This window comes from Escherichia sp. HH26CH (assembly GCF_009820205.1).
GTDB classification, from domain to species: Bacteria; Pseudomonadota; Gammaproteobacteria; order Enterobacterales; family Enterobacteriaceae; genus Escherichia; species Escherichia coli_F.
Map to the genome: position 1 here is coordinate 1 of NZ_VNXM01000025.1, position 25,317 is coordinate 25,317.

Annotated in this window: 23 protein-coding genes, 1 tRNA gene and 2 rRNA genes; 10 read left to right on the forward strand and 16 right to left on the reverse strand. The window is 48.4% G+C overall.

The genetic code is table 11. From position 1 onward, the window contains the following. The first annotated feature begins 162 nt into the window (after positions 1-162). The 3 genes from rrf (FQ015_RS08540) (at position 163) to rrf (FQ015_RS08550) (ending at position 662) form a co-directional block, all read left to right on the forward strand. Positions 163-278 (forward strand): 5S ribosomal RNA (gene rrf / locus FQ015_RS08540). Positions 279-431: 153 nt separating this feature from the next. Beyond that, positions 432-507, forward strand: a tRNA-Thr gene (locus tag FQ015_RS08545). Between the two features lie 39 nt (positions 508-546). Further along, positions 547-662, forward strand: a 5S ribosomal RNA gene (gene rrf / locus FQ015_RS08550). Between the two features lie 230 nt (positions 663-892). On the opposite strand, the gene FQ015_RS08555 is transcribed toward rrf (FQ015_RS08550), so the two are convergent. The 7 genes from FQ015_RS08555 to acrE all read right to left on the reverse strand — a co-directional run bounded on the left by FQ015_RS08555 (position 893) and on the right by acrE (position 10,223). Continuing rightward, positions 893-1,651 (reverse strand): amino acid ABC transporter ATP-binding protein, encoded by a 759-nt coding sequence (locus FQ015_RS08555; RefSeq protein ID WP_000078344.1) that lies wholly within the window; start codon positions 1,649-1,651, stop codon positions 893-895. A gap of 7 nt (positions 1,652-1,658) precedes the next feature. Continuing rightward, complete coding sequence (locus tag FQ015_RS08560) at positions 1,659-2,762, reverse strand: amino acid ABC transporter permease (RefSeq protein ID WP_160524002.1); 1,104 nt, start codon at positions 2,760-2,762, stop codon at positions 1,659-1,661. Between the two features lie 9 nt (positions 2,763-2,771). Continuing rightward, on the reverse strand, positions 2,772-3,953 hold the full coding sequence (locus tag FQ015_RS08565) for an amino acid ABC transporter permease (protein WP_160523959.1): 1,182 nt from the start codon (positions 3,951-3,953) through the stop codon (positions 2,772-2,774). 67 nt (positions 3,954-4,020) lie between these two features. Beyond that, a complete protein-coding gene (locus FQ015_RS08570) occupies positions 4,021-5,046 on the reverse strand; it encodes an amino acid ABC transporter substrate-binding protein (protein WP_000738584.1) in 1,026 nt (341 codons plus the stop codon). Positions 5,047-5,475: 429 nt separating this feature from the next. Further along, positions 5,476-5,697: a membrane protein gene (locus FQ015_RS08575; RefSeq protein ID WP_000825639.1), complete on the reverse strand. Its 222-nt coding sequence runs from the start codon at positions 5,695-5,697 to the stop codon at positions 5,476-5,478. 252 nt (positions 5,698-5,949) lie between these two features. Next, positions 5,950-9,054, reverse strand: a complete 3,105-nt coding sequence (acrF, locus tag FQ015_RS08580) for a multidrug efflux RND transporter permease subunit AcrF (RefSeq protein ID WP_001273306.1) — start codon at positions 9,052-9,054, stop codon at positions 5,950-5,952. Positions 9,055-9,065: 11 nt separating this feature from the next. Continuing rightward, entirely contained in the window at positions 9,066-10,223 is a 1,158-nt protein-coding gene (gene acrE / locus FQ015_RS08585) for a multidrug efflux RND transporter periplasmic adaptor subunit AcrE (RefSeq protein ID WP_000160362.1), read from the reverse strand. A 398-nt stretch (positions 10,224-10,621) separates the two neighbouring features. On the opposite strand from acrE, the gene acrS reads away from it, so the two are divergent. Beyond that, a complete protein-coding gene (gene acrS / locus FQ015_RS08590) occupies positions 10,622-11,284 on the forward strand; it encodes a multidrug efflux transporter transcriptional repressor AcrS (protein WP_001129503.1) in 663 nt (220 codons plus the stop codon). A gap of 2 nt (positions 11,285-11,286) precedes the next feature. Here the strand turns inward: acrS and FQ015_RS08595 are convergent, their stop codons facing one another. From FQ015_RS08595 to FQ015_RS08635, 9 genes are all read right to left on the reverse strand, one after another. Continuing rightward, complete coding sequence (locus tag FQ015_RS08595) at positions 11,287-11,466, reverse strand: DUF2556 family protein (RefSeq protein ID WP_160523960.1); 180 nt, start codon at positions 11,464-11,466, stop codon at positions 11,287-11,289. Between the two features lie 83 nt (positions 11,467-11,549). Continuing rightward, positions 11,550-12,434 carry an adenine-specific DNA-methyltransferase gene (yhdJ, locus tag FQ015_RS08600; RefSeq protein ID WP_001258939.1) on the reverse strand — a complete coding sequence of 295 codons (885 nt, stop codon included), beginning with the start codon at positions 12,432-12,434 and terminating at the stop codon, positions 11,550-11,552. A gap of 85 nt (positions 12,435-12,519) precedes the next feature. Further along, positions 12,520-12,816, reverse strand: coding sequence for a DNA-binding transcriptional regulator Fis (fis, locus tag FQ015_RS08605; RefSeq protein WP_000462905.1), 297 nt, complete (start codon positions 12,814-12,816; stop codon positions 12,520-12,522). Between the two features lie 25 nt (positions 12,817-12,841). After that, positions 12,842-13,807, reverse strand: coding sequence for a tRNA dihydrouridine synthase DusB (gene dusB, locus FQ015_RS08610; protein ID WP_001219652.1), 966 nt, complete (start codon positions 13,805-13,807; stop codon positions 12,842-12,844). 328 nt (positions 13,808-14,135) lie between these two features. Then, positions 14,136-15,017: a 50S ribosomal protein L11 methyltransferase gene (gene prmA, locus FQ015_RS08615; protein WP_160523961.1), complete on the reverse strand. Its 882-nt coding sequence runs from the start codon at positions 15,015-15,017 to the stop codon at positions 14,136-14,138. Positions 15,018-15,028: 11 nt separating this feature from the next. After that, positions 15,029-16,480, reverse strand: a complete 1,452-nt coding sequence (gene panF / locus FQ015_RS08620) for a sodium/pantothenate symporter (protein ID WP_160523962.1) — start codon at positions 16,478-16,480, stop codon at positions 15,029-15,031. Then, positions 16,470-16,712, reverse strand: a complete 243-nt coding sequence (locus FQ015_RS08625) for a YhdT family protein (protein WP_000381171.1) — start codon at positions 16,710-16,712, stop codon at positions 16,470-16,472. Before FQ015_RS08625 ends, panF begins: the two co-directional genes overlap by 11 nt. A 92-nt stretch (positions 16,713-16,804) precedes the next feature. Beyond that, on the reverse strand, positions 16,805-17,740 hold the full coding sequence (locus tag FQ015_RS08630) for a sugar kinase (protein ID WP_039021316.1): 936 nt from the start codon (positions 17,738-17,740) through the stop codon (positions 16,805-16,807). 31 nt (positions 17,741-17,771) lie between these two features. After that, positions 17,772-18,602 carry a DeoR/GlpR family DNA-binding transcription regulator gene (locus FQ015_RS08635; protein ID WP_052247480.1) on the reverse strand — a complete coding sequence of 277 codons (831 nt, stop codon included), beginning with the start codon at positions 18,600-18,602 and terminating at the stop codon, positions 17,772-17,774. 340 nt (positions 18,603-18,942) lie between these two features. Between FQ015_RS08635 and FQ015_RS08640 the strand changes: the two genes are divergently transcribed. Genes FQ015_RS08640 through FQ015_RS08665 form a run of 6 tightly spaced genes read left to right on the forward strand, consistent with a single transcriptional unit; the run spans position 18,943 to position 25,300 of the window. After that, entirely contained in the window at positions 18,943-19,797 is an 855-nt protein-coding gene (locus FQ015_RS08640) for a tagatose bisphosphate family class II aldolase (RefSeq protein WP_000275533.1), read from the forward strand. Between the two features lie 35 nt (positions 19,798-19,832). Further along, positions 19,833-20,723 (forward strand): substrate-binding domain-containing protein, encoded by an 891-nt coding sequence (locus FQ015_RS08645; RefSeq protein WP_039021318.1) that lies wholly within the window; start codon positions 19,833-19,835, stop codon positions 20,721-20,723. 60 nt (positions 20,724-20,783) lie between these two features. Further along, on the forward strand, positions 20,784-22,283 hold the full coding sequence (locus tag FQ015_RS08650) for a sugar ABC transporter ATP-binding protein (RefSeq protein WP_160523963.1): 1,500 nt from the start codon (positions 20,784-20,786) through the stop codon (positions 22,281-22,283). Continuing rightward, a complete protein-coding gene (locus FQ015_RS08655; RefSeq protein ID WP_160523964.1) occupies positions 22,284-23,273 on the forward strand; it encodes an ABC transporter permease in 990 nt (329 codons plus the stop codon). It abuts the gene before it with no gap. A gap of 21 nt (positions 23,274-23,294) precedes the next feature. Then, positions 23,295-24,257: a sugar kinase gene (locus FQ015_RS08660; protein ID WP_000048610.1), complete on the forward strand. Its 963-nt coding sequence runs from the start codon at positions 23,295-23,297 to the stop codon at positions 24,255-24,257. Next, positions 24,254-25,300 carry an aldose 1-epimerase family protein gene (locus tag FQ015_RS08665; RefSeq protein ID WP_160523965.1) on the forward strand — a complete coding sequence of 349 codons (1,047 nt, stop codon included), beginning with the start codon at positions 24,254-24,256 and terminating at the stop codon, positions 25,298-25,300. Before FQ015_RS08660 ends, FQ015_RS08665 begins: the two co-directional genes overlap by 4 nt. Positions 25,301-25,317: the final 17 nt, after the last annotated feature.

Sequence of the window (25,317 nt, forward strand, 5' to 3'; positions counted from 1 at the left end):
CCGGGTGTGTAAGCGCAGCGATGCGTTGAGCTAACCGGTACTAATGAACCGTGAGGCTTAACCTTACAACGCCGAAGGTGTTTTGGCGGAAGAGACATCGACAAGTAAGCTTGATAACAGATTAAATCAGAACGCAGAAGCGGTCTGATGAAACAGAATTTGCCTGGCGGCCTTAGCGCGGTGGTCCCACCTGACCCCATGCCGAACTCAGAAGTGAAACGCCGTAGCGCCGATGGTAGTGTGGGGTCTCCCCATGCGAGAGTAGGGAACTGCCAGGCATCAAATTACGAAGAATGGCACTGACCTTTGAGGCAGTTCACTACTCGATAAGAGAGTAGGACAAAAGCGAAAGCTTTTGAACGTTGCGAAGCAACGGCCCGAAGGGTGAATCGCGAAGTGATTCATAAACTGCCAGGCATCAAATTAAGCGTGCTGATATGGCTCAGTTGGTAGAGCGCACCCTTGGTAAGGGTGAGGTCCCCAGTTCGACTCTGGGTATCAGCACCACTTTTTAGGTTAAAGTTCGGCAGATTAGAAAAGAATTTGTCTGGCGGCAGTAGCGCGGTGGTCCCACCTGACCCCATGCCGAACTCAGAAGTGAAACGCCGTAGCGCCGATGGTAGTGTGGGGTCTCCCCATGCGAGAGTAGGGAACTGCCAGGCATCAAATAAAACAAAAGGCTCAGTCGGAAGACTGGGCCTTTTGTTTTATCTGTTGTTTGTCGGTGAACACTCTCCCGAGTAGGACAAATCCGCCGGGAGCGGATTTGAACGTTGCGAAGCAACGGCCCGGAGGGTGGCGGGCAGGACGCCCGCCATAAACTGCCAGACATCAAATCAAGCGAAAGGCCATCCGAAAGGATGGCCTTTTTGCTTTTCGAACTTACATTCAATTAATGGATCACCTGCGATAAAAATGCCCTCGTACGCTCTGATTTAGGATGCGCAAAAAACTCATCCGGTGCAGCTTGTTCCACTATCTCCCCACGATCCATAAAAATCACCCGATCAGCGACGGTTCGCGCAAACCCCATCTCGTGCGTTACGCACAACATTGTCATACCTGACTGCGCCAGCCCAATCATTGTATCCAGCACTTCTTTCACCATCTCCGGATCGAGCGCAGACGTAGGTTCGTCAAACAGCATGATCTTTGGTTTCATACAAAGTGAACGTGCTATGGCAACGCGTTGCTGCTGACCACCAGAAATCTGTCCGGGAAACTTCTGGGCATGTTCGGCAATTCTTACTCGCTCAAGATAATGCATCGCCAGAGCTTCAGCCTCTTTCTTAGGCATCTTGCGTACCCAAATCGGTGCCAGGGTACAGTTCTGTAGAACGGTCAGATGAGGGAAGAGATTGAAATGCTGAAAGACCATTCCCACTTCCTGCCTGACACGCTCAATATTGCGGATATCTTCATTAAGTTCGATGCCATCTACCACGATTCGTCCCTGTTGATGTTCTTCCAGATGATTAATACAGCGAATGGTTGTCGATTTCCCCGAACCAGAAGGGCCACACAGAACGATTCGTTCTCCCGGTTGTACGGTTAAATTAATATTTTTCAGAACATGGAATTGTCCATACCATTTATTGACGTTTTCCAGCGTAATCATCGCGTTAGCAGGTTGCAGTAAAATTTGGCTCATAGTGTCCTCAATGCGGTGTACGCCCGGTGTTAAAACGTTTTTCCAGATGTTGGCTATAACGTGACATGCTGAAACAGAAGATCCAGTAGATCAGTGCGGCGAAAACATACCCTTCCGTCGACATACCCAACCAGGCGGGATCAACGGTTGCCTGCTGAACGCTACTGAAAAGATCGAACAACCCGATGATGATCACCAGGCTGGTATCTTTGAAGAGTGCGATGATGGTATTTACCAGCCCAGGAATCACCAGCTTCAACGCCTGTGGCAGAATAACCAGCCCCTGGGTTTTCCAGTAACCCAACGCCAGCGACTCTGCCGCTTCATATTGCCCTTTAGGCAGCGCCTGTAATCCGCCTCGCACGACTTCCGCAACATATGCTGACTGAAACAGGATCACGCCAACCAGCGCGCGGATCAGTTTGTCGATGCTGATGCCTTCTGCCATAAACAGCGGCAGCATGACCGAAGACATAAACAATACGGTGATTAGCGGTACGCCGCGCCAGAACTCGATAAAAATGACTGACAAGATACGCACAATTGGCATATGGGAGCGGCGACCTAACGCCAGTAAAATCCCCCACGGTAGCGCTCCCGCAATCCCAACTGATGCAATAATTAAAGTGAGCGTCAGCCCGCCCCATTGCCTGGTTTCAACCCGCTCAAGACCAAGAAACCCGCCATACATCAGCCACCAGACAATCAGTGGGTAAATCACCGCCCATACCGCAATATAGCGACCGCGATACGGGAGTATTTTCCAGAACATTGGTGCGATCGACACAAGCCCAATCAGTAATGCGAGGTTAATTCGCCAGCGTTGGTCGTGTGGGTAGAGCCCATACATAAACTGACCGAATCGTTCGTGGATGAAGACCCAACAAGCCCCGGCTTTTGTGCAGTCGGCACGCGTTGAGCCAACCCAATTAGCCTGCAAAAATGCCCAGTTCAGCAATGGTGGGATCAGTTCCCACATCAACCATATGCAGCCAATAGTCAGCAGGCTATTGCTCCAGCTGGAGAACAGATTTTTTCGCACCCACACCATCGCGCGGCTTGAGTTATGGCTCGCCGGGCGCGGGGGATGAGACAGCAATACTTTTGTCATCATGACTCCTTAGCGTTCAACGATCGCGATGCGGCGGTTATAGATATTCATCAGCAGCGAGATAGTCAGGCTGATAATCAGATAGACCGACATGGTCATGGCTATCGTCTCGATGGCTTGCCCCGTCTGGTTCAGCACGGTGCCAGCAAACAGCGAAACCATATCGGGATAGCCAATAGCGGCGGCAAGAGAGGAGTTTTTGACGATGTTGAGATACTGGCTGGTTAACGGTGGAATAATCACCCGCAGTGCCTGGGGAATAATGACCTGGCGTAGCGTAACCGGGTTGGGTAATCCCAGTGACCGAGCAGCTTCATGTTGACCATAAGGCACTGCCTGGATCCCAGCGCGGATAATCTCGGCGATAAATGCAGAGGTATAAACCGAAAGTGCCAGCGTTAAGGCTGCCAGTTCAGGAATTAAAACCATCCCGCCACGGAAGTTAAAGCCTCGTAGGGCTGGAACATCCCAGTGTAGTGCTGCGCCAAAAAGCCATTGCGCCAGTAAAGGCAAACCGATGATCAACACAACGGCGACCGGCCAGGTTCGGCGCAATTGTCCGGTCTTTATCTGGTACGTTTTATTAAAACGGAATATTCCAACAGAAATGGCTATAGCAATAACAACAGTCAGGATAAACGCAATAAATCCGTCTCCCAGCTGCGGCGACGGAATATAAAGCCCACGATTGCTCAAAAAGGCCAGATCAAACGCACTCACTGCCTGGCGTGGTCCGGGCAAATTGCGCAACACGGCAAAGTACCAGAAGAAGATTTGCAGTAGCGGCGGAATATTACGGAAGATCTCAATATAAATTGTGGAAAGCTTTCGTAGCAGCCAGTTATCCGAAAGTCGTGCCAGACCGATAAAGAAGCCCAGAACAGAAGCGAATACAATACACAATGCAGAAACCAGCAGCGTATTGAGTAAGCCAACAATGAAAACGCGTCCGTAGGTATCACCCTGCTGGTAATCGATCAAATGCTGGATAATACCGAAGCCAGCGCCGCGGTCCAGGAAGGCAAAACCTGAAGTAATGCCGCGATTACTGAGATTCGTTACGGTGTTGTGAAATAACCAACCAATAATGCCGACAACAGCAACAACGGCAAGGATCTGGAATAACCAGGCGCGAACCGTAGGGTTGGCAAAGGAGAGTGAGCCTTTAACGGTTGAGCGGCGATGAGACATAGAAACCTCGGAAAGCATAACGCTGAAGAGAGCGCCGCCGTAGCGACGCTCGTTACCTCACACCGACTTAACGCACGGGCGGCGCGTACTGAATACCGCCGTTATTCCAGAGATTATTTTGCCCACGTTTAATCTTCAGGGGGCTTTCTGAACCTACGTTACGCTCAAAAATTTCCGAGTAATTACCCACCTGTTTGATGATGTTGTAAGCCCATTTATTATCCAGCTTCAGATCTTTACCGTAATCGCCCTCTTTACCCAGCAGATGCGCCATATCAGGCGTTGCAGGATTAGCCGCTTTTTCATCAACGTTTTGCGAATTAACGCCCATCTCTTCAGCATTCAGCATGGCGAAAAGCGTCCAGCGCACTATAGAGAACCATTCATCATCGCCACGACGAACTACCGGCCCAAGCGGTTCTTTAGAGATAACTTCCGGTAAAACAATCCATTCAGCTGGGTTGCTTAATTTGATGCGCAGGGCATACAGTTGTGATTGATCCGAGGCCAGCGTATCGCAGCGACCAGATTCCAGTGCCTTCGCGGATTCGTCAGAGCGATCGAAAGTCACTGGTGTGTACTTCATATTGTTTGCCTTGAAGTAATCGGCGACGTTGAGTTCGGTATCAGTACCCGCCTGAATACAGACTGTTGCGCCATCAAGTTCTTTCGCGCTTTTTAATCCCGCTTTATCGTGCGTCAGGAAACCAATGCCGTCATAATAAGTGACGCCAGTAAATGCCATTCCCATACCGGCATCGCGAGAGGAAGTCCAGGTCGTATTACGGGAGAGCAAATCCACCTCCCCTGACTGTAAAGCCGTGAAGCGTTCTTTTGCAGTGAGCGGGGTATATTTCACTTTCGTGTCGTCACCAAATACAGCTGCCGCAACACCACGACAAACATCTACATCAATACCTGAAAACTTACCGTCAGCATCGGCATAAGAGAACCCAGGTAATCCATCACTGATCCCGCATTGCACAAAACCTTTTTTCTGAACGGCATCAAGCGTCGCGCCAGCATGCGCCTGATTTGCAACGGCAAGCAGCACGCTGGCGGCAGCCAGTGTGGCTATCATCATCTTTTTCATAATGCTTCCTGTGAGGCGAAAATTATCGTTATAGGACGTTTGGGAAACGTCTTTTACCTGTCTGTGGCCATCCTTTTATAAGCAAAAGTAGTGCCAGCTTTTGCGCACGATTTCGCGTCGCAATAAGCTGAGTGTAGACAGGAAATAATAAAAACAGCGCCCCGCAATGGTGCGAAAATGAAACATGCGCCACATTTTGGCGCAAAATATTTACGCATTTTTACTAAGCAGAATAATGATTGTTAGCGTGAGTATATTTCTGGTAGGAATTGTGAAAATTAAATTGATGCGTTATTTCGAAAGCAGCGAAATAACGCGATATAACATGCTAAATCAGCAGGGAATTACACAGCAGAATATAGCAATATTTTATCTTATGGAGAGATACTGTATCGTTAAACAGAGCGCGGTACTCCGCGCCCTGTTCAGTTATTTCGACAGAGCGATGATCCCCATCGTCAGGCCAGCAACAGCAGCTGCCCCGCCAGCAATAGCCCCAGCCGTTTCCCAGTTATCCTGAGTCGTGCCTTTCATACAGGTATTGGTGTGAACCAGTCGACCCTGATCGTCATAAACCGGAACGCAGGGCGAATCGTGAGCACAGCCCGCCAGCAATGCGGTGAGCAATGCTACAGGAATTAATCTTTTCATGGTGTTACCTCAGTAATAAACGCTAACGCTTAATAAGTTAACTCTCTTATTAACGAGCTGAATGCCATTTTATCACTGGAGGTTATAAATCTTGCGGCATGAATAATGACAAATTATGTGAATTGTAAAAATAGTGAAGGGAGCGGGAACTATAGAAAGTTTTTAAAGAGTGAGTAGAAGAATATCTTATTAATTTTTATGGGTTTCACTGAAAATAATAAAGGCACCCGAAAGCGCCTTTATGTTTCTGATTTATCCTTTAAAGCAACGGCGGATAACCACAAAGAACACCGGCACGAAGAAGATTGCCAGCAACGTTGCAGAGACCATCCCGCCCATTACCCCGATACCCACTGCGTTCTGCGCGCCACTGCCGGCACCGTTACTGATAGCTAGCGGTAATACGCCGAGAATAAAGGCGAGAGAGGTCATCAGGATAGGACGCAGACGCATACGTACTGCCACCAGTGTCGCTTCAACAACACCTTTACCCTCTTTCTCCATGAGATCTTTAGCGAACTCAACAATCAAAATAGCGTTTTTGGCCGACAAGCCAATTGTCGTTAGCAAGCCCACCATAAAGTAGACGTCATTTTTTTGATTAAAGAGTGTCGCCGCCAGTAGCACGCCGACAATCCCTAACGGCACGACTAACATAACCGAGACAGGAATTGACCAGCTTTCATAGAGTGCAGCAAGGCACAGGAAAACAACCACAAAGGAAATTGCTACCAGAGCGGGAGCTTGGTTTCCCGATAAGCGTTCCTGATATGACATACCCGTCCAGTCATAACCAATGCCAGCTGGTAATTGTGATGCAAGGTTTTCCATCAACGCCATGGCATCGCCGGAACTGGTTCCTGGCGCGGCTTCCCCCTGAATCTCCATTGACGGCAGACCGTTGTAGCGCTCCAGTCGCGGAGAGCCATACACCCAATGTGCAGTGGTAAAGGCAGAGAATGGCACCATTTCGCCGTTGGCGCTGCGGACATAAAGTTTATCGACATCTTCTGGCAGCATACGGAATTTGGCATCCGCCTGAACATACACCTTTTTCACGCGACCACGGTCAATGAAGTCGTTAACGTAAGTCCCACCCAACGCCGTTGAAATGGTCTGATTGATGTCAGAAAGTGAAACACCTAATGCCTGCGCCTTTTCCTGGTCAACTTCCAGTTTAAACTGCGCGGTGTCTTCCAGACCATTAGGACGCACGCTGACTAAGCTGGCAGGATGTTGCGCCGCCATGCCAAGCAACTGGTTACGGGCCTGGGTCAGGGCATCGTGACCCAGCCCAGCCTGATCAATTAACTCAAAATCGAAACCCGTTGCCGTGCCCAGTTCAACAATGGCTGGCATATTGAATGGAATGACAAAACCGTCGCGGATCTTGCCCAATTCCATTTTGGCACGATGGATTACCGCTTCCGCACTGTTTTCGTCACCACTACGCTCTTCCCACGGTTTCAGACTGACGAAAGCCATACCGGCGTTTTGTGCCTGGCCGCTGAAGCTAAAGCCGTTAACCGTAAAGACACTTTCTACGTTCGCTTTCTCGTTCTTCAGATAGTAATCCGTCACTTGATCCAACACTTTTTGCGTCCGCTCTTGCGTCGCGCCAGCGGGTAACTGAATCATAGTCAGAAAGACACCCTGATCCTCTTCAGGTAAGAAGGAAGACGGAAGACGTAAAAACAACACCACCATTCCAGCAACAATTAGTGCATAGATCAGTAAATATCGTCCTGTGGAACCGAGGATTTTGCCGACGCTGTTGGTGTAGTGGTTAACGCTATGATCGAAGGTGGTATTAAACCAGCCGAAGAAACCGCCCTTATTTTCGTGATGCTCAGCAGAGACGGGTTTGAGCAGTGTTGCACATAACGCTGGGGTAAGAATCAATGCCACCAGAACAGAAAGCGCCATTGCCGAAACGATGGTGATAGAGAACTGGCGATAAATTGCCCCAGTAGAACCGCCGAAGAATGCCATCGGAATAAATACCGCTGACAGCACCATTGCGATACCCACCAGTGCGCCCTGGATTTGCGACATTGATTTTTCCGTCGCTTCTTTTGGCGGGAGCTTATCCTCCATCATCACGCGCTCGACGTTCTCCACCACCACTATCGCATCATCGACGAGCAGCCCGATGGCAAGCACCATCCCGAACATCGTTAGTGTATTGATGGAGTAACCAAAAGCGGCGAGGATGGCAAACGTCCCTAACAACACCACGGGTACCGCAATGGTGGGGATCAGCGTTGCTCGCATATTCTGCAAGAACAGATACATCACCAGGAACACCAGCATAATGGCTTCGAACAGCGTTTTTACCACTTCGTGAATAGAAAGCTGGACGAATGGTGTGGTGTCATAAGGGTAGAGAACCTTCATTCCCTGCGGGAAGAATGGCTGTAATTCCGCCAGTTTTGCCTTAATGGCTTTCGCGGTATCGAGAGCATTCGCGCCGGTTGCCAGCTTAATACCCAGGCCCGCCGCCGGTTTACCGTTGATGCGAGCGATAACGTTATAGTTTTCACCGCCAAGTTCAACCCGTGCGACATCTTTCAGGCGTACCACCGAGCCGTCACTGTTTACGCGCAGGGTCACTTTGCCGAATTCTTCCGGATTTTTTAACCGCGTCTGAGCAATAATCGAGGCGTTCAACTGTTGCCCTGGTAACGCTGGCGTTCCGCCCAACTGTCCGGCAGCGATCTGATCGTTCTGTACCTTCAACTGGTTAATCACATCAACCGGCGTCAGTTTATATTTGTTTAGCAGATCGGCGTCCAACCAGATACGCATCGCATACTGTGCGCCGAAAAGCTGTACGTCACCGACGCCATTCAGACGGCTAAGCGTATCTTTAACGTTAGAGGCCACATAGTCCGAGATATCGTCCTGTGTGGTGCCTGGGTTATCAGAGACAAAGCCCGCCACCATCAAATAGCTGCTACTGGACTTTTCAACACTGATCCCCTGCTGCTGTACCTCCTGCGGCAGCAACGGCGTGGCGAGCTGGAGTTTGTTCTGCACCTGCACTTGCGCGATATCTGGATCGGTCCCGGACTGGAAGGTAAGGGTAATTGTCACGCTACCGGCGGAATCGCTGGTGGAGGACATATACATCAGGTTATCGATACCATTCATATTCTGTTCGATAACCTGCGTCACCGTATCCTGCACGGTCTGCGCATCAGCGCCCGGATAGTTTGCCGAAACAGAAACTGCAGGCGGCGCAATGGTTGGGTATTGGGCGACGGGCAATTGTAGGATCGCCAGTACACCCGCCATCATCAGAATAATGGCCAGCACCCATGCAAATATCGGCCGTCGAATAAAAAAGTTTGCCATGTCAGATTGCCTTACTTCGATGCAGTATCTGCGGGGGTATCGGTAGTGGCTTTAACCTGCTCTCCCGGACGCGCTTTTTGCAGGCCGCTGACAATGACTTGATCGCCAGATTTCAGCCCTTCGCTAATCAACCATTTATCGCCAATCGCCTGGCTGGCAACGACAGGGCGCGCTTCAACCTGACTTTTATCGTTAACAATCAGCACGGTTGCATCACCACGCGGTGTGCGGCTAACGCCTTGTTGCGGGATAAGAATGGCATCAGGTTGGACGCCTTCATCAATCCGTGCGCGCACAAACATACCAGGTAAAAGCGTATGTTGCGGGTTAGGGAAGACGGCACGTAGGGTTATGGAGCCGGTGCTTTCATCAACGGTAACATCGGAGAATTGCAGCGTACCTTTCAGGGGATAGGTTTGACCGTTCTCCATGACCAACTCTACGTTGCTGGTGGCGTTCTCCTTATGCAAATTTCCTTGCTCTACGGATTGCTTCAGCCTCATAAAATCGTTGCTGGATTGGGTCACATCAACGTAGATAGGATCGAGCTGCTGGACAGTCGCCAGTTCGGTCGTTTGCCCATTAGTGACAAGAGCGCCTTCGGTCACAGTCGATTTGCCGATACGTCCACTAATTGGCGCAGTCACTTTGGTATAAGCGAGATTGATGCGAGCGCTTTCGACCGTGGCTTTTGCGGCAATCACGGCGGCATCGGCCTGGCGAGCATCAGCAATGGCCTGGTCGTACTCCTGCTGACTGATGTATTTCGTACCCACGAGCGGAACGTAACGTTTTACCGTCAAATGCGCGATGGCGGCGGCGGCTTCACTTTTCGCCAGTTCGCCTTTCGCGCTGTCATAACTTGCCTGATAGGTCGCGGGATCGATCTGGTACAGAGACTGGCCTGCTTGCACATCGCTGCCTTCAGTGAAATTGCGACTCAGTACGATCCCGCTAACCTGTGGGCGAACTTCGGCTATACGGTAAGCATTGGTGCGGCCTGGTAATTCAGTCTTAACTTCTAACGGGGCCGTTTTCACAATATGAACGGTAACCTGCGGTTCACCGACGTGAGCTTTCTCTTCTCCCTTATCGTTACAACCGGCGATTAAAGCCGCGGAGATCAGAATAAAGGAGGGCAGGAGGAAAAACCTGGCATGTTTCGTCATTACTATTCCTCAAAAAACCAAAAGCGCGTTATTTACCCAAAAAGGCAACGCGTTAACTCGCAGAAAGAAAAATACAGTTCGCTATCCTACAAATTATCATTCGTCGATGTAAGGAATAGTTATGAATACTGGCGTCTCAAGGCACATAAACACAAAAAAAGATTAATATTTTACTGTTTTATTTTGACGCGGGTTGAAAGAGGTAGAATCAAATCCTCGTAAATTGAAATATATATTGATAGAGTGAATGTATTTTAGGTAAATAATAAACGTTATTTATTTGACGATTTATAGCAACTCAATATTAGCCTCTCGTATAAATATACATTAGGTGATAGATTAACCTTCGCTATTTTCTCATCCTGTGTCGAATGTATTTATTTCCTGAATAATTAATCATGGCAAAAAGAACCAAAGCTGAAGCCCTGAAGACCCGGCAAGAACTGATTGAAACTGCCATCGCCCAGTTTGCGCAGCATGGCGTAAGCAAGACGACGCTCAACGACATTGCCGACGCCGCTAACGTTACGCGTGGCGCTATCTACTGGCACTTCGAGAACAAGACCCAACTGTTTAATGAGATGTGGTTGCAACAGCCTTCATTGCGGGAGTTAATCCAGGATCACTTGACTGCTGGGTTAGAGCATGACCCGTTTCAGCAATTGCGTGAAAAATTGATTGTTGGCTTGCAATATATTGCCAAAATTCCCCGCCAGCAGGCGTTGCTGAAAATCTTATATCACAAATGTGAATTTAATGATGAGATGCTGGCAGAGGGAGTGATACGCGAAAAGATGGGCTTTAATCCGCAGACTCTCCGCGAAGTATTGCAGGCATGTCAGCAACAAGGTTGTATAGCAAATAATCTCGATTTAGATGTTGTGATGATTATTATTGATGGTGCCTTCAGCGGAATTGTTCAAAACTGGTTAATGAATATGGCGGGTTATGATCTTTATAAACAAGCACCCGCACTGGTCGATAACGTATTAAGAATGTTCATGCCAGATGAAAACATAACGAAATTAATTCATCAAACGAATGAATTAAGTGTCATATAAATTCACATTCTGTCCTGAAAATGCAGTTCGTCACAGTTAACCAGTTTTAGTGGATTAACTGAGTTCATATTGCGGCATTTGTCTGTTTCTGTTGCCAGCAGTTCAATCCACTGCATCAGTAAAGTATCAAACAGAAAAACGAAGACAGCGAAAACGACGAGCCACCAATACTTGCGAATCATTACCTGAGCCTGTGCATGTTTAACCAAGTCTGGCAGGAAATATACACGAAATGAATAATCTGAAAACCAGGCTTACACTTCCTTTACTTTGCAATGAGATCGGGGTCAACTTCGCTTAACCGGCTTCGTTTTGACAGGTTGCCGGTCTTTCTTTTTTTCACTTTCGCCAGTTCTTCCGCAGAGTAATGCGACGCGACATCCAGCCGTCGAAGCCCCATTTTGATGTACTCGCTGTTGATCTCAATACCAATGAATTTTCGCCCGCTGGCGGCGGCTACGGCACCGGTAGTAAAGCTACCGGCAAACGGGTCGAGAACGATATCGCCTGGGTTGGAAGAGGCGAGAATAATGCGTTTCAGTAAGGCTTCCGGTTTTTGCGTCGGGTGATTCTCATATTCATCCATCAAATAACGCACGCGCGGAAAATCCCAGACGTTACCCGGTACTTTTTGATGATTGTAAGGCTGTGGAGGATTTTTGCGATAATCGATCAACGCGCGCTGCGATCCGGTTTTGGCTTCTACCAGAATAGCATCACCGTTGAACGTGTAGTTCTTTGCGTCTTTCACCATCATCAGGATGGGTTCGTACATGGAGCCGTAGTGTTTTTTCGCCTGCACTCCAGAACTGTCATATGACCAGACGATGCGACTTTTGATGGTAAAAAGCTTGCGGCACTGGAGATCGATAAAGGGCATGTTTTCCGTGCTGTTCATGATGTACATGCTGCCCTGCTTTTTCAGAACGCGGTGGCACTCTGCAATCACTTCAAACAGCCAGTCGATAAACAGATCTTCTTTCCAGGCTTCGATCAGACCATCAAAATTTTTACCGATGTTATACGGTGGGTCGGCAAAGATCAGATCTACACTTTCGGCGGGGATCTTTTTAAGTTCGGTTAATGCATCACCCTGGATGATGGTCTTTGCTTCATTACCAAATCGGGTCGGTTCACATCCTGTTCTCATGGTCACTCCCTTTGTGACACCTATAAAAAAGGCGCTTCCCCATGCCGAGTAGCGCCTTTTTAATCAAGCATTTAGCTAACCTGAATTAGTTCATGCCGTATTTTTTCAATTTTTTACGCAGCGTACCACGGTTGATGCCCATCATCAGCGCAGCACGGGTTTGGTTACCACGGGTGTATTGCATCACCATGTCCAACAGGGGCTGTTCTACTTCAGCCAGTACCAGCTCATAGAGGTCATTCACATCCTGACCGTTCAGTTGAGCAAAATAGTTCTTCAGTGCCTGTTTAACCGAGTCACGCAGGGGTTTTTGGGTTACCTGATCCTGAGAGTTAACGGTAGAAACGGTCAGTACGTCAGAATTTACGCGTTGTTCGAACATAGTTCTGTCAGCTCTTTATTTCTGTTTACGCAAAATTTTCGAAGTATGCCTCCAACGCCTCCAGCTGTTCGCTGGCATCCTCAATGGCGTTGAATGTGCGCCGAAACTGGTCATTTGGAGCGTGTTCCTGGAGATACCAGGAAACGTGTTTACGTGCAATTCGGTACCCTTTTGCCGGACCATAAAAGTCATGCAGTTCCCGAACGTGCGCGCAAAGCAAGCGCTTAACCTCTGCCAAAGGCAGCGGGGGCAGCAACTCCCCAGTGTCCAGATAATGCTGGATTTCCCGAAAGATCCAGGGTCTTCCCTGAGCTGCGCGGCCTATCATCAGGGCATCCGCCCCTGTATAGTCGAGCACAGCTCTGGCTTTAAGCGGGTCAGTAATGTCGCCATTCGCGATAACCGGAATGGAAACTTTCTGCTTAACTGCCCGAATACTGTCGTACTCAGCTTCTCCATTGAACAAACAGGCGCGTGTACGGCCATGAATGGTCAGAGCCTGAATGCCACAGTCTTCAGCCAGTTGGGCAATCTCTTCGCAGTTACGGTGTTCCGGCGCCCAGCCGGTGCGAATCTTCAGGGTAACAGGAACGTCCACTGCATTGACGACCTCGGTAAGGATCGATTTAACGACATCCGGGTACTGCAAGAGGGCTGAACCTGCGAGCTTGCGATTCACTTTTTTAGCCGGGCAACCCATATTGATATCAATAATCTGGGCACCGCTTTCCACGTTAATACGTGCTGCATCTGCCATTTCTTTAGGATCGCTACCGGCAATTTGCACGGTGCGAATACCGGGTTCATCAATGTGCACCATCCGTAAACGAGATTTGTCGCTTTCCCAAACCTGTGGGTTAGAAGACATCATCTCGGATACTGTCAATCCGGCTCCCATCTCGTAGCACAACGTCCGAAAAGGTCTGTCTGTAATGCCAGCCATGGGCGCTGCGATCAGGCGATTTCTGAGCTGATATTGTCCGATGCGCATGTGTTAAGAAATGACCATACTGTGACTGCAAGGCGGCGTATATTACGCATTTTTTGCACGAGATGAAAGGCCAAACTTTGACCAATCCTCTGAGATGGATCAAAGAATTGCATTTAAAATGAGCTTAGCGCGATAATTACTCATAAAAATCATCATATTAGAAAATAGTGACTAAAATTTACACTCCAAGAAATTTGAGTAAGTTCTCAATTTTTCTTTATGAATGAAAATTTTGGCACGCAAATCTGCGTAAATAATCGGCAAATTAACGTGCCTTTTGTGACCTTGCTCGCACTTCGCCTTGCGTCACCATACGGCGATGCGAAGGTTAATTCTTACGACCGGTAATGCGGCACCACTCTTCTTTTTCCACGACCGGGTCCAGAGCGAAGCCGTCGGCATAAGCTTCACAAACGCTCTCTGCCTGGCTTGCCAGAATACCGGAAAGGCCCAGCAAGCCACCTGAAACCGGCAGGACGCTGATTAACGGTGCCAGTTCACGTAATGGGCCTGCAAGGATGTTAGCGACCACCACGTCGGCTTTCATTTCTTCTGGCTGATCTTTAGGTAGGTAGAGTTCCAGACGGTCAGAAACGCCATTACGTTCGGCGTTGTCGCGGCTGGCCTGAATCGCCTGCGGATCAATATCAATACCAATGGCTTTTGCTGCACCCAGTTTCAGCGCCGCGATAGCCAGAATGCCGGAACCGCAGCCAAAGTCGATGACTGTTTTACCGGTTAAATCGAGGCTGTCGAGCCATTGCAGGCACAGAGAGGTAGTTGGATGAGTCCCTGTACCAAACGCCAGACCTGGGTCTAACATTACGTTGACGGCGTTTTCGTCCGGCACATCACGCCAGCTTGGGCAGATCCACAGTCGTTCACCAAAGCGCATCGGGTGGAAATTATCCATCCATTCGCGCTCCCAGTCTTTATCTTCCAGTTGTTCGATTTTATGCGCGAAGCCTGCGCCGAGCAGCGGATGATTCTCCAGAATCGCCACGACTTCTTTCATGTCGGTTTCAGCGTCGAACAGACCAATCACATCGGTGTCGCCCCACAGGCGCGTTTCGCCCGGCAGCGGCTCAAATACAGGCGTATCGTGGGTATCCTGAAAAGTGATAGAAACGGCACCCGCTTCCATCAGCGCATCGCTAAGATCTTCGGCGTTCGCGCCGGTGGTGTTCAGTTTCAGTTGGATCCAAGGCATGGCAAAACTCTTTATTTATCAGTAGTCAAAACGGTAGCTTGCGGGACGGACGTACCGAAACGGTTTCCGACCAGGAAAGCCAGCAAACTTAGCAGCAACGAGGGCACGATAGGGTGGAAGCCCAGGTACTGAATATTCAGCGTCGCGAGTACGGCATACAGTACGCCGCCAACGATCATCGCACTTAGCGCGCCTTTGGCGTTGGAGCGTTCCCAGTAAAGACCCAGTACCAGCGGCCACAGGAAAACGGCTTCCAGCCCACCGAAGGCCAGCAAATTCAGCCAGATGATCATTTCTGGCGGCTTCCAGGCGGCAAGCAGCAGCAACGCACCGAGAACCAACGTGATCACCGCCGACATCCGCTTCAGACGCGTCTCGTTTTGCATTTGATCCGGACGGATATTCAGATAGAGATCTTTAATGATCGTAGCGGAACTTTGCAGCAACTGGGCATTGATCGTCGACATGATCGCAGCCATAGGTGCAGCCAGGAAGATCCCGGCAGCAAACGGTGGCAGCACTTTTACCATCAACGTCGGGATCACCAGGTCCGGTACGGTGAGATCGGGGATCACCGCCCGACCTAACGCTCCGGCCAGGTGCATACCGAACATCAGGATTGCGACCACAATCGTACCGATGATGATCCCCCGATGTACGGCTTTGCTGTCTTTATAAGAGATACAGCGCACCGCAGTATGCGGCAGGCCAATCACGCCAAAACACACCAGCACCCAGAACGACGTCATAAACGCAGGTGACAGAATATCGTCAGCGCCTTGTGGCGTAACCAGTTGCGGATCGATGGTTTGCAGCGTCTCTACTGCATTGCTTAAGCCGCCAGCAGCATGGACTACGCCAATAAGCAGCACAATGGTGCCAATCAGCATCACCAACCCTTGCATGGTGTCGTTCAGCACGCTGGCGCGAAAGCCGCCAAATGCGGTGTAGAGCGCAATGCTGATGCCAAAAATCAGCAAACCTGTTTCATAAGGGATACCCGCCGCGGTTTCCAGCAGGCGCGCACCGCCGATAAACTGCACGGTCATCGCACCAACGAACGCAACCAGCAAACTCAAACTCGCCAGCCACACCAGCAGGCGACTCTGGTAGCGGGCAAACAGCATATCGTTCAGCGTCACCGCATTGTAGCGGCGCGCGAGAATCGCGAACTTCTTGCCGAGAATACCGAGCGAAAGCCAGACCGCAGGTAGCTGAATCATTGCCAGCAATACCCAACCCAGGCCGTATTTATAAGCAGCTCCTGGCCCGCCGATAAACGAACTGGCACTGATATAGGTCGCGGTGAGCGTCATCGCCAGCACAATACCGCCCATAGAGCGGCTACCGAGGAAATACTCATTAAGGAAGGTGCCGGTGCTCCGTTTACGCATCGCATAAACTGAAATCCCGAACACCACCACCAGATAGGCGACCAGCGGTAGAATCACTTCAAGCTGCATCGTCATCCTCCAGTGGGATATCGCGATAGATAAATTTCACCATCGCCCAGCACAGTCCAATAAACAGCAGCGGCGTCAGGATGCAAGCCATCTCAAACCAGCGTGGAAAGCCGGTAAAACCGGGGGTAACGCCAGGTAAGTAAGCGGCTACTAACCATACCGCCAGATACAAAAGGGTCAGCCCCAGCGCCCAGCGCGCCTCTTTATGGGCCTGAACAAAACGAGTGTCCACGGAAGGGGTCCTCCTCATGGGGGGATACGAGAAACGGGCAATTCTACGGCAAGTCTTCAGGCAGGGAAAATAATCTGACAGAAAATTGCCGTTCAGTGCTCCTGCAAAAAGTCTTCAATGTCAGCCAGTGAGGATACCCCTTCCATCGGACCTTGCTGCATTACCGCGAGCGCGCCGCTGGCATTTGCATATTGCAGCGCCTTGTGTGCCGGGATACCGGATAAGAAAAGAGTGACAAACGTTGCGCCAAAGCAGTCGCCTGCACCCGTTGGATCGATTATTTCGATATCGTGGCCTGCAACATGCTTGGCGTGTAATGTTCCGTTTTTAAGCTTGTAATAGCTGGCCCCACGCTGGGCGCGTTTTATCGCCACATGTTTTACGCCGCCGTGGAGAAGATCGCTAACAATCTGTTCTTCTGACAGATTTTTGTGACGCGCGAAGAAAGGGAGTTCGCTTTCGCTGGGGATAAAAATATCCGTATATTCAATCAAATAATCGAGAGCCTGCGCCATTTCAGGAATACTCAGCATCTCTTTGCGAATATTGGGATCGAAAGAAACGGTGCCGCCAGCCGATTTGATCGTCGTTATTGCTTTACGCATGACATCGATCATGCGAAATGAGAACAATGATGAGCCCACAATATGCAGATGGTTACACTGTTTTAGCAGATCCTTATCAATGTGCTCGGCAGTAAACAAACCGCAGGCGCTGTTAGGGATATTAAAGACGAAATCCCGCTGCTGTGGATTTTGATAACTTACGAACGCCGTACCTGTCACGGCATTGTTCATCACGTGGATCCCATCGGTAATGACACCTTCATGACGAAGACGTTCTACAATGAGTCGGCCAAAATCATCATTACCAACACATCCGAAGAAGATGGCCCGATGGGACAGTTTTGCCACTTGAGCTGCAAAAATTGCAGGCGCACCGCTAGGAAATGGCCCGATAAACTCCCCCGGCTGAGTGAATTTTTGATGTGGGTTGCGGGACAAAAACTCGGCCAGCAATTCGCCCATAGCGCAGATAGTTATTGTCACAAAACCCCTCTCATTCCTGAAGCCTTTCGCGATTGGACCAGGTAAAGCACTCATTACTGGTATAAAGGATAACGAAATCAGCCGACTGCAATTGTTGCTGATATTGTTCGTTAATGCTGCGGCTGACGATCACATTTTCTGCCTGATGCAAATGTCCAATGGCAGCCGTTGATGGCGCAGGATCGGCGGCAACGATAACCGTCTTATTCTGGGCATTATCGAAACAGAGCTGCCAGGCAGCGGCAAGTCTGGGAACGTTGATATTTAAAGTACCATCAGCATCCAGATGGCTGATTTCCAGAATGCTGTGTGTAATGGTGAAATGCTGAAGTGCCTGTTCGAGCGGTTTTCCGGCCAGTGCGGTGTCGGGGCGCAGCATTTCACTGCCAGCCAGTATTATTTCGCCATCAATAAACTGATTTGCCAGCAGCGCATGTTCGGGATCGTTGGTGATCAGACGCAGTTTTTTCACTTCGCTGAGCAATGGAATGATCTTACGGCAGATTGTCCCATGTCCAAGAAATAGCGTGTCACGATCGCGAATTAACCGTGCGCAATGTCGTGCTATTTCCATTTGTTGTGCCAGAGACAATGGCGCGATCGGTTGTATCGCTTCTGGTTCAGAGGAGAGTGGTGTCGCAATAGCACCGCCAAATGATCGCTTTAAATATCCCTGTTGCTCCAGATAACTGAGATCGCCGCGGATTGTCACGCCAGAGACACCAAGTTGAGCAGATAAGTCATCAACTTTGATTTCACCCTGGGTGGCAACAATTTCTGCAATTTTTAATCTTCGTTTCAGTAGGTTAGACGATTTTCTCGGCACGTTAACACTCTTCATTGGCCTTTAATTCGTAACACTATAGCCCCTTGTATTTTTCTTTGAAAGTTACCCTTCAATAATATCGACAATTCGAAAATAAAAGCATAGGGCAAAAATTGCAGCAAAAATAGCTTAATGCATTGAAAATAAATGCATATTCCCATATCTGTCCAAAGTCATCATTGGTTTCATTTTCAAAGTGAAAAATAAATTAAGTTATTTTTTGTAAGTTATTTTGATGATATTCGACATGCATCACGCTTTTTACCGCTTTTGCTGTGCTAGTTTGCTTTCAAAATGAAAGTGAAGATTCTCTTTCTTCATTTTGTAAGGTGAACGACAAATATCAGGAGCTGCGATGTACATCATTTCAAGCAAAAACATGCTGAAAAAAGCCCAGTCAGAGGGATATGCCGTCCCTGCTTTCAACATTCATAACCTTGAAACTTTACAGGTAGTTGTTGAGAGCGCTGCACAACTTCGCTCTCCCGTTATGCTGGCGGGAACACCGGGTACTTATCGTTATGGCGGCGTGGGAAGTTTGATTTCGTTAGTACAATCGCTGGCTCGCGAGTACAACCTACCATTAGTCCTGCATCTCGATCATCATGAAGAGTGTGATGACATTTTTAACAAGGTCCGCGCAGGGATCCGTTCTGTCATGATTGATGGTTCCCATTTGCCATTTGAAGACAACATTGCGCGAGTGCAAGAAGTTACCGCCTTTTGCCATCGCTTTGATGTTAGCGTTGAGGCCGAGCTAGGGCGTCTTGGCGGTCAGGAGGACGATCTGCTGGTGGATGAAAAAGATTCAACTTATACCTCACCAGCCGCAGCTGCAGAGTTTGTTCAACGTACCCAAATTGACTCTCTGGCGGTAGCAATAGGCACTGCACATGGTTTATATGCGCATGAACCACGTCTGGATTTTGTGCGGCTGGAACAAATTCGCCAGCTGGTGGAAATTCCGCTGGTGTTGCATGGAGCTTCAGGCCTATCGGAACAGGACGTTCAGCTCTGTATTCGCCACGGTATTTGTAAAGTAAATGTCGCGACAGAATTGAAAATTGCGTTTGCCGATGCATTAAAAGGATATTTCTACAACAATCCAGCGGCAAATGATCCTCGTCATTATATGCAGCCGGCAAAGGCCGCTATGAAGGAAGTTGTAACCCGCATTATTGGCGTCTGTGGCAGTGAAGGAAAAATTTAAGACGTTGTACCCTACAAAAACAATGAGGATTGTTTATGAAAAATATTAAATTACTTGGTTCCGCTATGATGGTGAGCCTGGCATTGTTCTCGCAAAGTTCATTGGCAAAAGAGTATAAAATTGGTGCGTCATTATTAACACAGCAACATCCTTTCTATATTGATCTTGCGAATGCCATGAAAGAAGAGGCAAAAAAAGACAATGTCAATTTAAGTGTCTCTATTGCCAATCAGGATTTAAACAAACAACTTTCTGATGTTGAGGATTTTATTACTAAAAAGGTAGATGCCATTATTATCTCTCCGGTCGATTCGAAAGGTGTCCAGGCAGCGATAATTAAAGCCGATAAGGCTGGTATTCCCGTTATCACCGTTGACGTTGCCGCAGAAGGCGTTCCGGTCGTATCGCATGTTGCGACCGATAACTACGCGGGAGGCGTTGAAGCTGGTAAGTTAATGGGCAAACTTTTGAATGGTAAAGGTACTGTAGCCATTATTTCTTATCCTGCACTACAATCGGTGGTTGCACGCGTTGATGGCTTTAAGAAAGGATTAAGCGATACGCCGGATATTAAAATTGTTGCGGAACAGCCTGGTATTACGCGCGCTGAAGCGTTAACGACTGCGCAAAATATTATGCAGGCCAACGCCAACCTTAATGGTCTGTTTGGCTTTGGTGATGATGCGGCGTTGGCAGCGGTTATCGCAGCGAAATCTGCGCATAACGACAACATCAAAATCATTGGTTTTGACGGCATGAAAGAAGCGCGTGATGCCGTTGACAGTGAAAAAACGTTTGCGGCCGTGATTCGGCAATATCCCGATCAAATGGGTGCTAAAGCCATTGATGCCGCTGTTGATCACCTCAATGGTAAACCGGTAGAGAAAATGATCCCGGTACAACCCGGCGTTTATACAGGTAAATAATAAACATCTTCATTTCACAACAAAACGTTATCGACGTTTTGTTGTGACACCGAGGTCATTATGACGGATGTTATTCTTGATGTTTCGCATATTGCGAAGACATTTGGTCATGTTCAGGCATTAAAAGATATTACCCTCTCTTTACGTAAAGGGCGGGTACATACTTTATTAGGTGAGAATGGTGCCGGTAAATCGACATTAATGAAAATATTGGCCGGTGTTTATCCGCCAACCCAGGGAACAATAAAACTACGTGGTGAAACTATCACAATTAATAATCCGCAGCATTCACGTCAGTTAGGGATTGCTATTATTTTTCAGGAACTGAGCCTGAGTAATAATATGACCGTGGCGGAAAATATTTATGCCAATAATGAACCGCGACGTTTTGGCATTATTAACGATAAAAAAATGCTCGCAGATTGCCAGAATCTCCTCGCGGAACTGGGCATCCCACTGGATCCGCTGGAAATGGTCGGCAATATGTCGATGGCACATAGGCAACTGGTAGAAATTGCCAAAGCCTTAAGCTATGCAGCAGATGTCGTGATTATGGATGAACCGACATCTTCGCTAAGTGATAATGAAGCGGAGATTCTGTTCAATATTATTGAGAAATTAAAGCAGCGAGGTTGTGCAGTTATTTATATCTCTCATCGTATGGATGAAATTATGCGGATTTCAGATGATATTTCGGTTATCCGCGACGGTGAGTATATCGCTACGCATGAAAAGAAAAACAGTAATATCCAGCATTTGATTGCCCAAATGGTTGGGCGGGAAATGAAAAATATTTGGCCAGCACGTCTTGGGGAAAAGCCGGATGAAAATGTTCCTGCAAAACTGGAAGTAAAAAATCTTTCCCATCATTCGCTTTTTAAAGAGGTTAGTTTCGCCGTGCGTCCGGGTGAAGTTCTGGGATTTTTCGGCCTGGTGGGGGCTGGGCGTTCCGATGTGATGAAGGCGCTTTTTGGTCTCATTTCGTATCACGGGACAGTGTTGATCGATGGCAAGGAAGTCAGGATCGCTAATCCCAAACAGGCCATTGATCATGGCATTGCATTTGTGACCGAAAACCGCAAGGAAGAAGGGTTAGTGCTGATGCACGACGTCAATATGAACACGCACCACGTGGCGTTTCAATATAACGCTTCGCGGATGGGACTCATCAATCACCGACAAGAAGAGACGAAGACGCTGCAATCTATTGCCAGAATGAATACTAAAGTGAGTTCTGTACATCAGGCTGTGGGGGCGCTAAGCGGCGGTAATCAACAGAAAATCGTGTTATCGAAGTGGCTGGAGAAGACTCCGCGTATTTTATTGCTCGATGAGCCAACGCGCGGAGTGGATGTCGGCGCAAAATTTGAAATCTATAACGTGATACGTCAACTGGCTGCGGCAGGGACAGCAATTATTCTGGTGTCCTCTGAACTGCCAGAAGTCATGGCACTTAGCGATCGTCTGGTGGTAATGCGTAATAAAACGATTGCCGATATTTATTCATGTGAAAATTTAACGCAGACACAGGTAATGACCGCTGCAACAGGAGTACGTTAAATGACAGAGAAAACTCTTGCCAGTCCGAAACCTTCGGAAATTCCCATTGCAAATAATTTTAAAAAAGTCTTCAGGCAATATGGCGGTATCCTCAGTGGAATGGTGGTGTTAATCATTCTGTTCAGTCTTATTAATGACAGTTTTTTTACTGCCAATAACATTACTAATATTATTCTTCAGGTTTCGATAATTGCAATTACCGCCTATGGAATGACTTATGTACTTTTGCTTGGCGATATTGATTTATCAGTCGGTTCAACCATTGCATTGATTGGCACATTTGCTGCGCTTGGGGCTTCATGGGGCATTCCATTTATTTTATTGGTCCCATTATCCATTATTGCAGCCCTGGCTCTGGGGATGATAAATGGTGGCTTGACGGCTATAGCGGGTATCCCTTCGTTTATTGTCACCGTTGCTACAATGGGGATCTTCCGTGGTATCGCTTATATAGTGACCGATGGTATGCCCATCATGATTAAAGATGATGCTTTTCTGGCGCTGGGGAATGGAGAGTTTCTTTATATACCGATTCCTATCTGGATATTAATGATCTTATTGCTGATTAATCATTTCATCCTTACTAAAACAACCTTTGGACGAAAAATTTATATCACTGGTGGTAATAAAGAAGCGGCAGTCTATTCAGGGATAAATGTCACCCGCTTGAAAATTAAAGTCTTTATGATTACTGCAGTGCTGGCAGGTATCAGCGGGATGATCCTCGCCTCACGCCTCTATTCCGGGCAACCGAATTCCGCGTTGAGCTACGAACTGGATGCTATTGCCGCGGCTGTACTGGGAGGCACCAGCCTGAACGGCGGCTATGGAACGGTGGTGGGGACGGTAATCGGGGCATTAACCATCGGCGTTATTAATAATGGCATGAACTTAATGAACGTTCCCTATTTCTATCAGATGGTGGTTAAAGGATTAGTCATTCTTGTAGCCGTTTATTTTGACGTGAGAAATAAAAGAAAACGTAGCTAATCATTTCAAGGAATTAATTATATGAGTAAGGTCTTCACAATTGGAGAAATTCTTGTTGAAATTATGGCGAGTAAAATCGGCCAGCCATTTGATCAACCCGGAATTTGGAACGGTCCTTATCCCAGTGGCGCGCCCGCTATTTTTATCGACCAGGTGACACGTCTTGGCGTTCCGTGCGGCATCATTAGCTGTGTGGGGAATGATGGCTTTGGTGATATTAATATACATCGTCTGGCTGCTGACGGTGTGGATATCAGGGGGATTTCAGTCTTACCTCTGGAAGCTACCGGGAGTGCCTTTGTTACTTATCATAACTCTGGCGATCGCGATTTTATTTTTAATATCAAGAATGCCGCTTGCGGTAAATTATCGGCGCAGCATGTTGATGAAAATATACTGAAAGACTGTACCCATTTTCATATTATGGGCTCATCCCTGTTTTCATTTCATATGGTAGACGCAGTAAAAAAAGCAGTAACCATCGTTAAAGCAAATGGTGGCGTTATTTCTTTCGACCCGAATATTCGGAAAGAGATGCTCGATATTCCAGAAATGCGCGATGCCCTCCACTTTGTTCTTGAGTTAACGGATATCTATATGCCCAGCGAGGGTGAAGTGTTGCTCTTGTCTCCACATTCGACGCCGGAGCGTGCAATCGCTGGTTTTCTTGAAGAAGGTGTTAAAGAGGTGATTGTGAAGCGCGGCAATCAAGGAGCCAGTTACTACTCCGCGAATGAGCAGTTTCATGTTGAGAGCTATCCGGTGGAAGAAGTTGACCCGACCGGTGCGGGAGACTGTTTTGGTGGCGCGTGGATTGCCTGCCGCCAGCTAGGGTTTGACGCCCATCGGGCATTACAATATGCCAACGCCTGCGGTGCACTGGCGGTAACCCGACGTGGCCCAATGGAGGGAACGTCTCGCCTTGCGGAAATCGAAGCGTTCATCCAGCGCCATGACATGTCCATTCGGGAAGCAGCACAATGAAAAGCGAAATTTGGTCGTGGATTGGCGATCTCTCGCAGATTGCCGGAATTAAACACTATGAATTACGTAGCGGTAGGGCAAAGGGCACGGAAGCATTCGATGTACGAACTGGTGCAGGGCTGGCATTTACGGTGGTAAAAGATCGGGGACTGGATATTGCATGGGCCAGTTATAAGGACACTGCGCTCTCTTTTATCGCCCCCAATGGCATTGTCGCGCCTGCTTTTTTTGAGCCGCAGGGCAATGGATTTTTGCGTAGCTTCTACGCGGGATTACTGACCACATGCGGACTTAGCTACATTGGGACGCCCTGTGAGGATGAAGGAGAAACGCTGGGATTACACGGACGTTTGGCTGCGACACCAGCGGAAGAGGTGGGATATCGCACAGAACGGACCGACGACGGCATTGAATTTGTCATCAATGGCAAAGTACGGGAAACACGATTGTTCGGTGAAAATCTGACGCTGGAAAGGACCATTCGCTGCCGTTATGGCGAAAATGTGCTGCGCATTGAAGACAAGGTGACTAATCATGGTTTCACCCGCCAGCCGCTGCAAATTCTTTATCACTTTAATTACGGCTGGCCTTTATTATCGCCACAGGCAGAAATCTTGCTGTCGGCTAAAAGCGTAACGCCACGAACCCCGCATGCGGCGGAAGGGTTAACCAGTCATCTGGAGATTTGTACCCCACAGCCCGGTTTTGACGAGCAGGTTTACTATCTCACGTTGAATAGCGACAGTCAGGGGATGAGTAAAGTTGCGCTGGTGAACGCCGAACTGGGGTGGGGAATTTACGAGAAATTCGACACCATGCAGCTACCCAACTTTATCCAGTGGAAAAATTTAGGCGCGGGTGAATATGTTATGGGGCTGGAGGTCAGCAATAGTTTTCCTGACGGTCGTGATAAAGAACGAGCGCAGGGGCGTCTGCCCTTTATAGAGCCAGGGGAAACAAAGAAATACTGCTTTGAGCTGGGAATTGTTGAAGGCGATGCTGAAATTAGCGCGTTGAAAGCGGAAATTGCAGGCTACCGTTAGTTAACGGTAATAAAAAC